The 14,882-nt window shown below is 47.6% G+C and carries 12 protein-coding genes and 1 CRISPR repeat array; of the genes, 3 read left to right on the top strand and 9 right to left on the bottom strand.

Annotation, left to right across the window (positions count from 1 at the left end; genetic code table 11):
- Window positions 1–37: 37 nt before the first annotated feature.
- The 7 genes from ABEW34_RS17630 to ABEW34_RS17660 form a co-directional block, all read right to left on the bottom strand.
- A complete protein-coding gene (locus tag ABEW34_RS17630; protein WP_430160470.1) occupies window positions 38–1,186 on the bottom strand; it encodes an MFS transporter in 1,149 nt (382 codons plus the stop codon).
- A 113-nt stretch (window positions 1,187–1,299) separates the two neighbouring features.
- Window positions 1,300–2,145: a DUF421 domain-containing protein gene (locus ABEW34_RS17635; RefSeq protein WP_430160471.1), complete on the bottom strand. Its 846-nt coding sequence runs from the start codon at window positions 2,143–2,145 to the stop codon at window positions 1,300–1,302.
- A gap of 544 nt (window positions 2,146–2,689) precedes the next feature.
- Window positions 2,690–4,075 carry an arabinan endo-1,5-alpha-L-arabinosidase gene (locus tag ABEW34_RS17640; protein WP_430160529.1) on the bottom strand — a complete coding sequence of 462 codons (1,386 nt, stop codon included), beginning with the start codon at window positions 4,073–4,075 and terminating at the stop codon, window positions 2,690–2,692.
- A gap of 29 nt (window positions 4,076–4,104) precedes the next feature.
- Entirely contained in the window at window positions 4,105–4,947 is an 843-nt protein-coding gene (locus ABEW34_RS17645; RefSeq protein ID WP_046231421.1) for a carbohydrate ABC transporter permease, read from the bottom strand.
- Between the two features lie 33 nt (window positions 4,948–4,980).
- Window positions 4,981–5,871, bottom strand: coding sequence for a carbohydrate ABC transporter permease (locus ABEW34_RS17650; protein WP_430160472.1), 891 nt, complete (start codon window positions 5,869–5,871; stop codon window positions 4,981–4,983).
- Window positions 5,872–6,001: 130 nt separating this feature from the next.
- Entirely contained in the window at window positions 6,002–7,357 is a 1,356-nt protein-coding gene (locus ABEW34_RS17655; RefSeq protein WP_430160473.1) for an ABC transporter substrate-binding protein, read from the bottom strand.
- Between the two features lie 280 nt (window positions 7,358–7,637).
- Window positions 7,638–8,615 carry a glycoside hydrolase family 43 protein gene (locus ABEW34_RS17660; RefSeq protein ID WP_430160474.1) on the bottom strand — a complete coding sequence of 326 codons (978 nt, stop codon included), beginning with the start codon at window positions 8,613–8,615 and terminating at the stop codon, window positions 7,638–7,640.
- A 204-nt stretch (window positions 8,616–8,819) separates the two neighbouring features.
- Here ABEW34_RS17660 and ABEW34_RS17665 point away from each other — a divergent pair, with 204 nt between their 5' ends.
- A complete protein-coding gene (locus ABEW34_RS17665; RefSeq protein ID WP_430160475.1) occupies window positions 8,820–9,758 on the top strand; it encodes an ArsR/SmtB family transcription factor in 939 nt (312 codons plus the stop codon).
- 441 nt (window positions 9,759–10,199) lie between these two features.
- On the opposite strand, the gene ABEW34_RS17670 is transcribed toward ABEW34_RS17665, so the two are convergent.
- Together ABEW34_RS17670 and ABEW34_RS17675 are read right to left on the bottom strand one after the other, a co-directional pair.
- Window positions 10,200–10,841 (bottom strand): nitroreductase family protein, encoded by a 642-nt coding sequence (locus ABEW34_RS17670; RefSeq protein ID WP_430160476.1) that lies wholly within the window; start codon window positions 10,839–10,841, stop codon window positions 10,200–10,202.
- Between the two features lie 353 nt (window positions 10,842–11,194).
- Window positions 11,195–12,103: direct repeats of the CRISPR family, unit length 33 nt; unit sequence GTCGCACTCCGTATGGGGTGCGTGGATTGAAAC.
- Between the two features lie 156 nt (window positions 12,104–12,259).
- Window positions 12,260–12,952: a DsbA family protein gene (locus tag ABEW34_RS17675; protein ID WP_430160477.1), complete on the bottom strand. Its 693-nt coding sequence runs from the start codon at window positions 12,950–12,952 to the stop codon at window positions 12,260–12,262.
- Window positions 12,953–13,222: 270 nt separating this feature from the next.
- On the opposite strand from ABEW34_RS17675, the gene ABEW34_RS17680 reads away from it, so the two are divergent.
- Together ABEW34_RS17680 and ABEW34_RS17685 are read left to right on the top strand one after the other, a co-directional pair.
- Entirely contained in the window at window positions 13,223–14,140 is a 918-nt protein-coding gene (locus tag ABEW34_RS17680; protein ID WP_430160478.1) for a helix-turn-helix transcriptional regulator, read from the top strand.
- A gap of 282 nt (window positions 14,141–14,422) precedes the next feature.
- The gene (locus ABEW34_RS17685) at window positions 14,423–14,839 is read left to right on the top strand and encodes a DUF1761 domain-containing protein (RefSeq protein WP_430160479.1); all 417 of its coding nucleotides are present in this window, start codon (window positions 14,423–14,425) and stop codon (window positions 14,837–14,839) included.
- Window positions 14,840–14,882 lie beyond the last annotated feature (43 nt).

A 14,882-nucleotide genomic window follows, 5' to 3' on the forward strand; every position in this document is an offset into this window, starting at 1 on the left:
ATATGAGTTGCAACGCAACAATGATGAATGGGGACCTTTAAGCAGGGTCCCCTTTTCTCTGTTTCAGCATAATGAGCAGACATAACAGCATGGCAGCAACCGACCAAATAGCCATGGCCCCGTAAAGCATCGCCCCGCCGTACTGGTCAATGAACCATCCTCCGACGGTTGCTGATATTATGCTGGATACGCCAAAAAGCAGCACCGCTAGCACCGTCTGGCCCGTTGCCTTCCATTCCTCAGGAACAATCGCATACAAATATTGAATCGACGCCGCATAAAAAAGCACAAAGGAGACTCCTTGCAGCAATTGCAGCCACATAAGTGCAGCAGGGTCAGTGACGATGGCAGACAGCGCAAAGCGCAGCGCATAGAAACTAGCGGCGACGGCGATAACCGCAAGCTCTTTTCCCGGTTTAATGAAATAATGGCTAATGGCAAAAAAAACAACCTCAATAATCGTCATAACGGTCCAAGCTTGCCCGACTAGCTGGACGTCACCGCCCAGGCTTTTGATATATATGCCGATATAATTATCATTCATCCGGTGCGGTACTGCGAGAAACAGCACAAGCCCGAGAAACCATAGCGTCTGCTTGCTTCTGAAAAACAAACCGATTTCCCTCATCGCAACCGGTTTGGAAGCTGCCGGCACTTCCACAAGCAGGCTGCACAGCAGCAAGGTGATAACCCCGTACACGAGGAATAATATCGCCAAGCTGCCGATGCCATAGTGCTTGCCTACATAGCCAATAATGGAAGATGCCATGGCAAAACCAAGCGCGCCAAACATCCGGATCGAGCCGAAATTGACCTTATATTGAAGAGATACGCGATAATTGAAGCTTTCAACCAAAGGGTCCGTTGGCAGGAAGAAGAAATACATCAAGCTAATGCCTACAAACAACGGCACCAGCTCCGTTGAGCGATAGAGCAGTCCGCCGATGACGACGGATATCGCAATTAGCAGCAGCAGGACCTTTTTGACTACCTTATATTTGTCGCTAATCATTCCCCAGAGCGGCTGGGATACGACCCCAATGAGGCTCCCCAGCCCCAGCATCAACCCAATATTCGTGGTGCTAATATCGCGTTCAGCCAAATAAATCGGCAGGAAGGAAAGAAACAAGGCAAACTGCGAGAAATAGAAGTAATTATATGCGCGCAAAAATAAAACCTGTCTCATAGCCCGCCCCTTATCGTTATGTATATTCACCTCCGTACATTTTAAAATACATCGCCTGCGTTGAACAGCCGCTTCTGCTTAAATGTTGGTCACAGCGTTAGCTGCTGCCCGTCTTATTTTTTATTGATTAGCGCTTGCAGCTTGTTTATCGCACTTTGATAATCCGATTTATCCTTTTCATTTAAGAACAACTGATCCTGAAGCTGCAGCTGAACTTCAAACTGCTTCATCATAGCAAGCAGCTGTGACTTGGGGTTGATTGGCTTAGCCGGCTCCATGGATTTGGTGCCTGTCTGAATCATCAGCTCACCCTGATCATCGACTTGCCCCAGAAAGATGTCCTTCACCTCGATCCGCTGATCACGCAGCTTTTTATTCAGCCAATTGTCATCATGCCCTGACTCTCGCAGCGCCTTTTTGAGCACCTTGCCATCCATAATGATCGTAGTCGCTTCCGCTTCCGGCTCCACTTGAAGACCGATAATATCAGCTGTAAGCGGCTGGTGTTCCTTTTTCAGCAGCACATTAATTTCGCCGCTTTGCTCCATAATAGCGAATTCCACATCCGCCATCCGGTAGACATCCTTTTTACGCAGCTGCTCTAAAAGCTCATCGAGCGTCATACGCTCCTTTTTTAAATTTTTTTCCAGCAGCTTTCCTTTCTTGATGAGCACGCTTCCCTGCCCGTCTATAAAGTTGCGAATCATCTTGCTCTTCATGGTAGCAAACTCGAAGGCGACGGAAACAATGACCCATACAAACAAGGCTACAATGCCTAAATACCATTCATTATCGAGATCCAGTGAAATGTACGAAGCAATGTTCCCCATCGTAATCCCCGTAATATACTCGAATAACGACAGCTGCGAAATTTGCCGTTTGCCCAATAGCTTGGTCATGACGAACAAAATAACGACCGAGGACAACGTTCGCAGCGTAATTTCCAACCAATCTTGCATAAAAGGTTTCGCCTCCAGCATTTGTTTGCTCTTACCCAGGTAGTGGAACAAACTTTTTGAGTTTTGTATTTAAAGTAGCGTAACCAGATAGGCAAAAGTCATACATGTGTAGGCATCTTTTTGCACCCCTTGCAATTATTCTTCATATAGGCTATAATAGACTTTGATGTGTTATATTTAACCCCTAAATATCCCTCCTAGAGATTCAATGTTTTCCACAGTTTTGATCTTCTTTTCTGGATTTTCTTTTCTGTTCATTTCTGAATTCTCACGTTCGTGCTGTACGAGCTTTGATTCACACTGGCGCGGTCTAGGAGCCGCAAGGATGGAAGAGAGGTAGGGCTTCCGTTGTTTTGGAGTTAGGTTACGAGGCAAGATTATGCTGTCTTGCAAGATTAACAAGGGATATAATGGCCATCTTGTTGCAGAAGGCCCGGTTAAATATACGATACACAAACAGCGGCACCCATTAGATGGGTGCCGCTATCCAATTTTATAGAGGTATTTCTGCAAATAAACGCAGGCTGCACAGCGCGAGTGGCTGCTATTTGATCTGTTTTCCCCAGACCGCGAGCCCTTTGTCGTTCATGCCGGTAAATACGAGCGTAGGCTCGTTCAGCTCCCAGTCCCATGCTGGCAATACCAGCACCGTTTCGACCGCCGCCTTCGTCTGATCCTCTTCTTGAAAATATAGACGCACCGTATGCTCGCCGTCAAACTCCCAATAATCTGCTGATTCTTCAGCTTCAGCGCCAATCTTGCCGTCTTTTCTCAGCTCAATCGCTTCTGAATCAATCGGCCCATCTATATATTTCTCGTGCACAATGCGCTCCCATGTGCCCGCAAGCGCGGACTTCGGTATCGTTTGCAGTTGTTCCCCCGCGTATCGTTCCGGCGACACCACCGGCCAGCCGTCACCAGTCCAAAGCAGCTTGCGCACATGCAGGTACATCCAGTTCGAATCCTGCTCCGGGCGAGCATGATGAACGATATAATCGCTATCGCCATCCTGCAATATCGAATTGTGGCCAGGAGCAATCCAGCCCTCTCCTTCTGCAAACCGGTAGCCGCCCATCACCTTGTTGCCGACATCAAAGGTCGGATCATAAGCAGTATCCAGCATATCTCTGCCGAGGGAATCGAGAAAAGGCCCTGTGATCGACGCCGAGCGTCCTACTCGCACATTATAATCCTGACTGAGCGAGTCATAGGAAACGAACAAATAATATTGCTTCAGCTCAGCATTATAAATCATATAAGGCCCTTCTACTGCGCCCGATTCCGAGGCAGCGCGTGCCGCGATTTTCGTCCCGTAGCCCTGCTCCTTAAGCTTGCCCGTACCTGGATCGAGCGGAGATACATAGATGCCTCCGAAAAAAGAGCCATACACGAACCAAGGCTTGCCTTCGGCATCCTTCACGATGTTAGGGTCAATGGCATTCGGTTCATCGCCAGGTCCCGTCTTGACGACCTCTCCCTGGTCTGTCCATGGTCCTTCGAGCGAATCGCTTGTTGCCACACCAATAAACGAGCGATTCGAGCCGAAGGTCGACGCGGAATAATATAAATAGAAGCGGTCGCCAAGCTTCGCCACCTCTGGCGCCCACATGCCCGTTGCCCCCGTCCACGCCTCTGCCTCTGCTGGAACACCATCAAGCGCATACCCGGCCCATTCCCAGTTCATGAGATCCTTCGATTTTCTGACCATAAGTCCTGGCTTTGCCGTTCCTCCTACCTTAACATCCGTGGAGAAAATATAATACGTATCCCCTTCCTTAATAATAGAAGGATCATGCACATTGCTTGTATTCCAGCCCTGCTCATTGTCTATCGTTGAAGTATCGTACATCGGGTAGCTAGGCGGCGCCTGCGGATAAATCACTTCTTCCCCGGAGCAGCCGGACAGCCACACCGTTGCAGCTGCCGTAATCGTTAAAACATATCGTTTCATAGGCGCCTCTAACCTTTCACGCCAGAAATGGCAACCGATTCAATAATTTGCTTCTGGAATACGAGAAAAATAATAAGCATCGGCAGCAGCGCAATGAAAGAGGCCGCCATAATAAGCGCATAATCGGTCTGAATCGCATAGGTCGCGTTAAAATTCGCAATGACGAGTTGGAGCGTCTGCTTCTCCGGCGAATTCAGATAAATAATCGGCGCCAAATAATCATTCCATACCGCCATAAACCATAAAATAAGCTGCGCTGCCACAGCTGGACGGATAAGCGGGAAAATGATTTTGGAGAAAATGCCAAAATACGAGCTGCCATCAATTTTTGCCGCCTCAATAATCGCCCCTGGCACGCTCGTCAAATACTGCCGCAGAAAAAAGATCATCATAATGTTGCCGAACAGCCCCGGCACGATCAGCGGCTTGAGCGTATCCACCCAGCCAAATTCAGAGAACAGAATAAACTGCGGAATCATAACCGCCGGGTAAGGAATCATTAGGGCGGAAAGCAGCAGCAGGAAAATCATATTTTTGAAAGGAAACCGCAGCTTGGCGAAGGCGAACGCCGCCAGACTTGAGGTGAATGTGCCGATAATCGTCACGCACACCGTAATGATCAGGCTGTTCTGAATGCCGCTGAGCAGCGGGCCCTTTTCCCAAATTTCGATATACTTCTCAAAATGGAACGTTTCCGGTATCCATACCGGAGGCAGCGCAAAAACCTCCGCCTTCGACTTAAAGGAGGTAGACAACGTCCACAGCAGCGGGGCAACCATAAAGACGGCACCGATACTGATGACGATAAAAGCAAGCAAATCGGTCAGATTGAATCTTTTTAACGATAGCATAAGTCAGGTTTCACTCCTTTCCTGCCGGCAAGTTTATTCCATATCCTTCGAGGAACGTTCATTCATGCGGAACTGCACGAGTGTAATGACGAAAATAAACAGTCCCAGCAGCATCGCCATCCCTGAGGCATAGCCCATCTGCAGGTTCTCGAACGCTTTCTTCCATACATAGAAAACGACCGTTGCCGAGCTGTATTCCGGCCCGCCCGTCGGCGTCATAATGTTAACCTCAGTGAAAATTTGCGCTCCCCCGATAATTTTCGTGACGACGATAAAGAAGGTTACAGGCTTCACCATCGGGAACGTAATGTTCCAGAAAATGCTCCAGCTATTCGCTCCGTCCAGCTGCGCCGCTTCATAATAGTCCTTCGGCACGCTTTGCAGCGCAGCCAAATAAAGCAGCATGGAATACCCGATATTTTTCCAAATCATCATTAGAATAAGAGCGGGCTTTACCGTATACTTATCCGTGAGCCAGTTCGGTCCTTCAAAGCCAAACAGGGCTAGAAACTGGTTCACCAGACCATAATCGCCGTTATACGCCCACTGCCACAGTATCGATACTGCCGCGAGCGACGAAATAACCGGCACATAATAAATGACCCGGAACGTCGTCGTACCGAACATTTTTCGATTCAGGCCCATCGCGAGCAGCAGCGCTAATGTAATTTCAATCGGAATGCCAATCATCATAAAAATCGTATTAAAGCTCGCTTTATAAAAAAGCTCATCTGCGAGAATATCTTTAAAATTGTCCAGCCCGATAAACGTCATCTGCCCGAGCCCATCCCAATCGGTAAAAGAACCATATAGGGAGTACAGCAGCGGGTACAGCGTAAACAAAAGATAGCCGACAACGGGCGCCAGCACGAATAAATACCCGTAATAGCCTTCCTTCCGGTAAAGATTCGACCTTACTTTCATGTTTCACCCCTCAAAATGACCAGAGGCCAGAGGAACAGGCACTCCTTGCAGCCGCCCCTTGAAAACCTTGGGCCGTGCCTCGCCTGTCCTCCATCCTTCCGGTACTGAGATTAGCTGCTGCTTGCAACCATTATTTCTTCGATTTCGCTTCTTGCTCAACCGCTTTATCAAGCAGCTTCTGCATCTTCGGCTGTTCTGCCTTTACATAGTCCGCCGCCGTCATCTTGCCATCAAGCACAGGCTGAATGTCGGTGAAAAAGAGCTGATACCATTCCGAGTTGTACGTCAGCGTGTTAGGCATTGGCTTGCCGTAATCCTCGACGATACGGAGGAATTCAGCTTTGTTTTCAGGCTTCGTCGTCGTATCTGCTGCCCATTTTTCCGCCATATCAATCAGGTTCGGAATTTGCACCTTGGCATCAACGAGCTGCTGCATGCCTTCCGGCGATGCGGTGAGGTACGTTACGAGCTGTGCCGCTTCTTCCGGATTTTTCGAGCTGCTGGATACGCCGATGCCAAGCGAGCCAAGGAATGTTGCCGATTTGCCCGTCGAGCCAGCGGGGTAAGGAATCAAATCATAATCGAAAGGCAGCGTCTCATACGTCGCGAGATCCCATGGACCTACTGGGAAAAAGGCAAGCTCGCCCTTCATCCAGCGCTGATACGTATCGAGAGTCGCCGCATCTTCAATAGAAGGCGTAATTTTATAAACATTTTGCATATCGGCAAAATATTGCAGCGCCTCCGCGAATTTCGGATCGTCAATCGTCACCTTCGTATTCGTTGCGTCCAGCCAGTCTGCGCCATTGCTCCAGACGAATGCCTGCAGCGCCCAGTTGACATTAAAGCCCGTTCCGTACTGATCGATTTTGCCATCGCCATTCGTATCCTTTACCAATTGCTGATTAACCTTGATGAATTCGTCCCATGTAAACGGCTTCTCCTTATCCGGCAATGGGATTCCCGCCGCTGTGAACATGTCTTTATTGTAGCCAAGCGCAAACGGGCCAACGTCCTTCGGCAAGCCATAAATGCTGCCTTGGCCTACGTTATTGCCATCATAGCGGTAAATATCAACGCCACGCTTCCATAGGTTATCGAAGTTGACATCCTTCACATATTCGGTAATATCTTTGAGCACTCCCGCATTCACATAAGCTCTTAAATCGCCTGGGTCAAAATAAAACACATCCGGCACGCTTTTTCCCGTAATCGCTGCTTTCAGCTTCGTCGCGTATTGGTCGCCCGTCGTTGTTATGATTTTCACCTTTACGTCAGGGTGATCAGCCTCGAACTTCTTGACCGTCGCCTCATACGCCTTCTGCTCCTCCGGTCCGCCGCGGAACATGAAGCTAATTTGCTTCGTGCCGCCCTGCGCCGCTTCACCGCTGCCTTCTGCTTGCGAGTTGCTGCTGCAGCCCGCGATAACGCCCCCCAGCACAATCGTTGCCGCCATTGTTGCAAGTAAACTTTTTTTCATCCTCAAACCCTCCTCCATGAAATGAAAACGCATTCACAATTTCGAAAAGTTGCCGTGCATCATGATGGTATAAGTGCAATGCTGGCTCACGCGACACATCCGTTTGCAAATCAAAATCGCCTTTCAACCGTTGAATCGCGTCTTATTAATCCTATTGCTTCACAAACATTAATAATATATGTATTAATCATTAATGTTTTTATTATTTATGATAATAGTTCAAAGCGCTTACATTGTCAACTATATTTGTTTGATTTTTGGAGTTCCTATACGCTCAGCCAGCTTCTTACTTGCCGTCTCGCACCGGGACGCCAAAGTTAGGCCTGCCATCCGCTGTCCAGCCGAATACTTGCGCCCTTGTATGGCGGTTCGGATCATAAAGCGGATCGCCTGTAATCTCCTTATAATTGCGGGCATGGTAGATCAAAATATCCTGCTTGCCATCCGGCGACACCGTAAAGCTGTTATGTCCAGGGCCATATTGCCCGTTCTCTTCATTCGTTACAAATACAGGCTCCGGCGCCTTGCTCCATGAAGCAGGGTCGAGCAAATCGCTGTCCTCCGATGCGCTTAGCAGTCCCATGCAATAATGGTGATTCGTTGCGCTGGCCGAATAGCTAATAAATATCATTCCGCCACGCTTCAGTACCGCGGCTCCTTCGTTGACGTAAAAGCCGATTTTCTCCCACTCGTATTCGGGCTGGGCAATCATAACCTGCTTGCCGCTCATCGTCCAAGGATTGCTCATCGCCGCAATATATAGATTGGAGTTGCCTGCAATCATCAAATCCTTCTGCGCCCATACGAGATATTGCGTCCCCTTATGCTCGAAGCTTGTCGCATCCAGCGCAAACGATTCCCAATTGGCGACAAGCTGCCCTTTTTCAACCCACTCGCCCTCGAGCGGATTGGCTGATTCATTTTCCAATACAAACATGCGATGGTCGAACAGTCCTTCTACCGTCTCCGTCGTCCGAGCGGCCGCGAAGTAGATATACCATTTGCCCTGAACAAAGTGCAGCTCCGGCGCCCAAATGTTAGCGCTCATCGGTCCCTCCGCATATTTTCGCCAGATGACAACGGGTTCTGTTTCCCCCAGCTGCTGGATCGTACGCGCTCTTCTAAGCTCAATGCGGTCGTATTCCGGAACCGACCCTGTGAAATAGTAGTAGCCATCGGAATGGAGATATACCCACGGGTCCGCACGCTGCGGTATAATAGGATTGACGAAAGATTGCTCGACTTGGATCTGCTGCTCCAGCATAATCAAAACCCCTTTATTAATTATTCATAAATATATTACTAACTTCCTTCGATGTTAATATATCAACAGATTTATACGGATGTCAACCAGATTATGCCCATTTGAAGGCGTTTCCTTGTCTGTTTTGAGCAAATCATGTATCATTAGTGTCAATCAGTGTTATTCATATATTTATTAATATTTCAATTTCCGGAGGAAGCCACGTTGAAAATAGAACTTTCCGAACAATATTTGCCTGTATTCGAGGCTATATCCAGCAACGTCCGCATCCAAATCATTCACCTTCTGTCGCAAAAATCGATGAATATCCGCGAGCTCGCCGAAGCGCTTGGGCTTAGCAGCGCCATTATGACGATGCATGTCAAGAAGCTGGAGAAAGCAAACATTATTCACTCGGAGATGACACCCGGCAAAGGCGGGGCAGCGCAGAAGGTTTGCTCGCTCAGCATCGATAATTTGGAAATCATGTTTCCGATCAAGGATGTAATCCCCCGCGAGGTGCGGCGGACCGATATTTCGATTGGCCATTTTACCGATTTGGACATTTCGCCAACCTGCGGAATTTGCACACGGGATTCCATCATTGGCATATTCGATGATCCCAGGCATTTTCTTGATCCCGAGCGGCTGAACGCGAAGATTTTGTGGTTTGGGCAAGGATATATTGAATATAAGATGCCTAATTACATGCTGGGGAGTGAAAATCCGGAGCAGCTCGAAATTTCGATGGAAATTTCCTCGGAGGCCCCTTTTACGAACAACAATTGGCCTTCGGACATCAGCTTCTTTTTCAACGGCAAGAAGGTGGGCATGTGGACGAGTCCCGGCGACTTTGGCGGCAAAGGCAAGCTTAATCCGCCGTGGTGGTTCGAAAGCGTCAATCAGCATGGGCTGCTCAAGCATTTGATCGTGAAGAAGGAAGGCACCTTCATGGATGGCATCAAGCTGTCCGATGTGACGATTGACGATATTGATATCCGCAGCAACCAATGGACCTTCCGTATCGCCGTAGAGGAAAATGCCGAGCACATTGGCGGCGTCACGCTGTTCGGCTCCGGCTTCGGCAATCATAATCAGGACCTGGTGTTCCGCCTGTATTATACGAAGCAACCTCAGGAGAAAGATGGCGAGAGCGCCGACTAGTGTCTGTATGTAAACGTATCTTGTGTGCATGAACACTAAAAATGAGGCAGAAGCAAGGGCTATCGCAATCGCAGACCCCAAGCTAAGGACAGATGCGCCATGATCGTTTTGGTGGACACAGCAGACGTTATTTTAACAAAAACATAGGTTTAGGCAGTGGCTGCGGACTCAGGAGACGCTATTACCCTGAAAATGTCCATTTTGCCGGGATGATGAGGGCAATAGCGGCTTTCCTGTCCGCTTACGTCCTGAATTTGGACAAAAATCCAGAATAGCGGAACCTCAGTCCGCAAAAAAATGTGAGCGATCCCAAGCAACTGTGAGGTCTAAGCAAAGCTCCGGTCTGCATACCCGTCTTAGTATAAATGCACGTGAAAAAGCTGCTTCCTTAGAGGGAGGCAGCTTATTCGTGTGAATTGAAATGGGCGTGATTTAATGATTTTAGTGGGTATCAGGGGAGTGAAAAGCATTCATATTCACATATTGATTAACGGGCTTGCGGTAGCCGCGCGGACGCTCTTTGTTAGGGTCGCTTTTGCCCAGCGTTATGAGCATAACCGGCACATAGCGATCAGGAATTTCGAACAGCTGCTGTATTTTATCCGCATCAAAACCGATCATTGGGCATGTATCCCAGCCCATATCCTTCGCGATCAGCATGAGCTGCATGGCCGACAGGCTTGCATTGCGAATCGCATCGTCCCGCTGGAACAACTCCCCCCGCGCTTCGTAAAACTGGATCACATTTTCATTTTCCTGATCGTAATCGAGCTTGCTCATCATGCCCAGTGCAAGCATGCCTGCATTCAGCTCTCCAACGTTCAAATGCGCCTTCGTGTCCCCAAGTACAACAATCGCCGCTGAGGCAGTTTTTACTTTATATTGTTTGGAAGCTTCATAGATTTTTTCTTTGCTTTCCTCGGATGTCGCCACGATATAATGGCTGTGCTGCAAATTAAAAGCCGAAGGCACGTAACGGTTTAGTGAAAAAAGCTGCTGAAGCTCCTCCTCCGAAATCGCCACATTTTCCACAAAATTCACTGCCGAACGACGTTTTTCGATAATCGTTTTAAGTTCTCCCATGTTCAAACGCTCCCTTTGAAATATCATTTTATGTAAGTTTAGTTGAAGGCTTGTCTTTATGTTTGTAATTATAATATATCTACTTTAATTTTGTAAGTAGTTTTCAAAAAATATTTTTTGATTGCTTGCGGATGCGATAGCGTGCATGACAAATTGATTGCTTCGCATTTATGGTGCGAATGTGAAGCTCCCATGAAATCCCTGGGGGATTCGCACCTCAGATTATGTCGAACCGTGACGAAAACGAGATGATCCGTAAAAAGTCAAGCTTGCTCTTATCTTTCTTCGATATTATTTCGTTGAAAATACAGGCGATTAATGCCATGATGGGATTAATTAATACTATTATCGCTGTCGCACTCCGTATGGGGTGCGTGGATTGAAACCCGGAAGATTGGTGAGCGGAGACGCTGCAATCTCTCGTCGCACTCCGTATGGGGTGCGTGGATTGAAACTCCGGGGCAGGAACCATCAATGGAGCAATCAAAAGTCGCACTCCGTATGGGGTGCGTGGATTGAAACTGCCGATGGTGGGATGGTGTATGAGACCATGTCGGTCGCACTCCGTATGGGGTGCGTGGATTGAAACAAGAGAGCAGTGAGGGAAGTAGGAACTTATGCATAGTCGCACTCCGTATGGGGTGCGTGGATTGAAACATCAAGTAAATTATCCATTGTCATACCTCTTTTGTCGCACTCCGTATGGGGTGCGTGGATTGAAACCATAGTGCCACATCCGATTTGAGATATTCCCAAAAGTCGCACTCCGTATGGGGTGCGTGGATTGAAACTTATAAAATTTCGCAGCGTAGAACGTGCGTTTATTGTCGCACTCCGTATGGGGTGCGTGGATTGAAACTCTTGATTGAAAACATAAGAAGCATCTTTGTACGTCGCACTCCGTATGGGGTGCGTGGATTGAAACTTCTTCATGAAAAGCTGCAACCCAGCGAAGATTGCGTCGCACTCCGTATGGGGTGCGTGGATTGAAACCGGATTGCACCGTCTGCTGGCTGGACCTCGAAGGTCGCACTCCGTATGGGGTGCGTGGATTGAAACTTCGATACGGTTACTTAAATATGAACGACTAGTAGTCGCACTCCGTATGGGGTGCGTGGATTGAAACTACGGTAGCTACTTGGGCCATGACAGCAGCACAGTCGCACTCCGTATGGGGTGCGTGGATTGAAACCATTTAAGACCAAGCGATTTGAGAATCCTTAGAAAGGGTCGCACTCCGTATGGGGTGCGTGGATTGAAACGACTTGGCCGACACAGGCTTTGAGGACGCGTTGTTGTCGCACTCCGTATGGGTGCATGAATCGAAACAAAATAAAAAGACTCCAACAAAGAGTCTTTTTATTCGCACCTCATATAGTTCGCGACTAGTTCCCCATATCCCCCGAAAGCAACTAATCTTATTCCGTTGCCGCCTCACTCAACTCCTGTTCAATCACAGCTTGGATAGCCTCGTAATCGAACGGATTCCCTATTCTCTTGTTGTTAATCATAATGGTCGGGGTCTGCAAAATATTAAAATCCTTCACGAGCTGCTGATCTTGATCGACCCGCCCCTGCACTTCTTCCGAGCTCAGCAGGGCTTTGAACTGGTCCTTGTCCAAATCCGGAATGGATGCCTCTGCTACCTGCATCAGCTTCTCTACTGTAATCCAAAGTCCGTCATGGTCTGCATCCGGCTGTTCCGCAAACAAAGCTTCATGGAAATGCCAGAAATCGTCCGGATTCGATTCAAGCACCGCTTCCCCAGCCAAAGCGCCTAATGCTGATTCTGCTCCATGAAATAGAACATTCACATACGAGAACGAGGCTTGTTTCGTATCTACATAATCTTTCTTTAATTGCGGCCAAATTTGCGAGCTCCATGCTTTGCAGGACGGGCACTTGTAATCTCCGAACTCTACGATAGAAACCTTGGTAGCCTTATCCCCCCATGTAGGCTGGCTGGAAATGGGCGGAGCCTCTGCTGTTTCCTGCTCGATGCCCGTCCGGCTTTTGGAAATCTCGTTAATGGCGAACAGCGCAATAAAAACAACGACAATGACTAAGGTGTACCAAACTAATGTCCTTGATTTCACATTTTTCTTTTTCATCCTGCTTCTGCCCCCTGTACTATTCATAAAATTGCAGCGCTTCGTACAAAAGCTTATACATCCAATTTAAAGAACAAATCTCAACTCACCTTAACATATGAGCAATTATTCATCAATTGTCTAACCATATAGAAAGCTTGAAAAAAACTTCACTACCTGTTGTTAGGGCTACTTCTCAAATAGTAGTATGCCACTCCCACAACGATCATGAAACACCTATGATATAATAACGAACATGAGTACGAAATGAATTAACAGGCGGGGATACAAATGAAATTGGAGCGATTGATCTCCATCATCTACAAGCTGCTGAATAACAAAGTTTTGTCTGCCTCGATGCTGGCTGAAGAGTTTCAAGTTTCCCAAAGAACCATCTATCGAGATATCGATGTGATTTGTGCTGCCGGGTTCCCGGTCGTATCCTATCAGGGAATGCATGGCGGATATGGCATAATGGACGGCTACAAAATGGATAAAAGCCTGCTCGGTTCTTACGATGTCGATTCGCTGATTACCGTGCTTAGCAGCCTCGCCACCGTGTTCGACGATGAGCGTGCACAGGGAACTATTGAACGGCTGCAAACGATCGGACCCGAGCATCAGACCCCGAGTCTATCTGTCAATCTTGAAACCAGCCGGAAGGAGCCGGACGCACTTCGTCATTTACGCACAGGCATTACGAAGCGACAAATCGTCCGCTTTGATTATATCAATGCAAATAATGAACGTACGACCCGGGATATGGAGCCAATGTGGCTGCATTTCAAATATAGCAATTGGTACGTTTATGGGTTTTGCCGAACACGGCGGGATTATCGGGAGTTTCGACTATCCCGGATGATGCATTTATTTTTGACCGAGGAAAGCTTTCAGCCGCATCAAGTGGAACCTAAAGAAGCTGCTATCTCAACCACAGAATGGCACGATCATTTGCAGGATGTGATCATCCGAGTGGGGCCGGAGGCTTTGGCCGAAGCGATGGATCAATTTCACCAGGCTGAAAAGCAATTTCACGCTGATGGAAGCATGACGATGCGAATTCCTGTTTATAAACCATTAGAAGCCCGTTGGCTTTGGTTTATTCTGCTGGGTTTTGGCAGCGGTGCCGAAGTCCTTGAGCCCTTAGCATTGCGAGGTATCTTAAAAAAACAACTGCAAAATACACTCCAACTCTATGAAGAAGTATGACGAACTATTGTCATACTTCTTTTTTTATGATAACAACAGAAACAAAATCAAAAATTTATGAGAAGTCGATACTGAAAATTCCGTAGCCCGAAGCTCGAAGCTCAAAGCTCGAAGCTCGAAGCCGCCTTGCGGTATGTAGTTTAGGTTTGCAATCATGCGGAGAAGCATTCCCGCCAGTAGCAGGAATACGCGAGAAGCTGCAATCGATCAGCAGCTGGTTCGCTTACTTTTACAAACACGCACCATAATACAAAAAAAATGTTTCGAATAGGAGAAATAATCATGTTTAATGTCTTACTAGAGATTAATTGGATTGCCGTTCTGCTAGCTGCATTGGCGACCGCTTTATTGGGAGGCGTATGGTTTACTATTATTTTTGGGAAGGCTTATGCTCTTGCGTTAGGAAAAGAAGGAACACCCACTGAAAAGCCAGCTCCCCTTTTTATCGCTGGACCATTTGTCTGTGGTTTAGCAACTACAGTCACAATGGCCATTTTAATCTATGCCTTCGATATCAATTCCTTGATTAATGCGTTAATCTTTGGTGGCATTGTTGGTGTTGGATTGTTGGCATCAACGACCGTCAATACAGCCATCAACCCAAACATGCCTCGCCCACTATTATATGGACTAATTAGCGGAAGCTATTTTTTACTTTCAGGTTTGATTATGAGTGTAATTGTTGTTGCTATGAAATAATTTCTGCGCGAAGCAGGTCGCCTTTTCTAAGTATAGAGACTGG

It is taken from the genome of Paenibacillus algorifonticola (assembly GCF_050481745.1).
GTDB lineage: Bacteria > Bacillota > Bacilli > Paenibacillales > Paenibacillaceae > Pristimantibacillus > Pristimantibacillus algorifonticola_A.

What these genes read in the sequence shown, in the direction of transcription:
- ABEW34_RS17670 (WP_430160476.1), bottom strand. Translation starts at nt 10,841, where the DNA reads ATGGGAGAACTTAAAACGATTATCGAAAAACGTCGTTCGGCAGTGAAT.
- ABEW34_RS17680 (WP_430160478.1), top strand. Translation starts at nt 13,223, where the DNA reads ATGAAATTGGAGCGATTGATCTCCATCATCTACAAGCTGCTGAATAAC.
- ABEW34_RS17675 (WP_430160477.1), bottom strand. Translation starts at nt 12,952, where the DNA reads ATGAAAAAGAAAAATGTGAAATCAAGGACATTAGTTTGGTACACCTTA.
- ABEW34_RS17635 (WP_430160471.1), bottom strand. Translation starts at nt 2,145, where the DNA reads ATGCAAGATTGGTTGGAAATTACGCTGCGAACGTTGTCCTCGGTCGTT.
- ABEW34_RS17630 (WP_430160470.1), bottom strand. Translation starts at nt 1,186, where the DNA reads ATGAGACAGGTTTTATTTTTGCGCGCATATAATTACTTCTATTTCTCG.
- ABEW34_RS17660 (WP_430160474.1), bottom strand. Translation starts at nt 8,615, where the DNA reads ATGCTGGAGCAGCAGATCCAAGTCGAGCAATCTTTCGTCAATCCTATT.
- ABEW34_RS17685 (WP_430160479.1), top strand. Translation starts at nt 14,423, where the DNA reads ATGTTTAATGTCTTACTAGAGATTAATTGGATTGCCGTTCTGCTAGCT.
- ABEW34_RS17650 (WP_430160472.1), bottom strand. Translation starts at nt 5,871, where the DNA reads ATGAAAGTAAGGTCGAATCTTTACCGGAAGGAAGGCTATTACGGGTAT.
- ABEW34_RS17645 (WP_046231421.1), bottom strand. Translation starts at nt 4,947, where the DNA reads ATGCTATCGTTAAAAAGATTCAATCTGACCGATTTGCTTGCTTTTATC.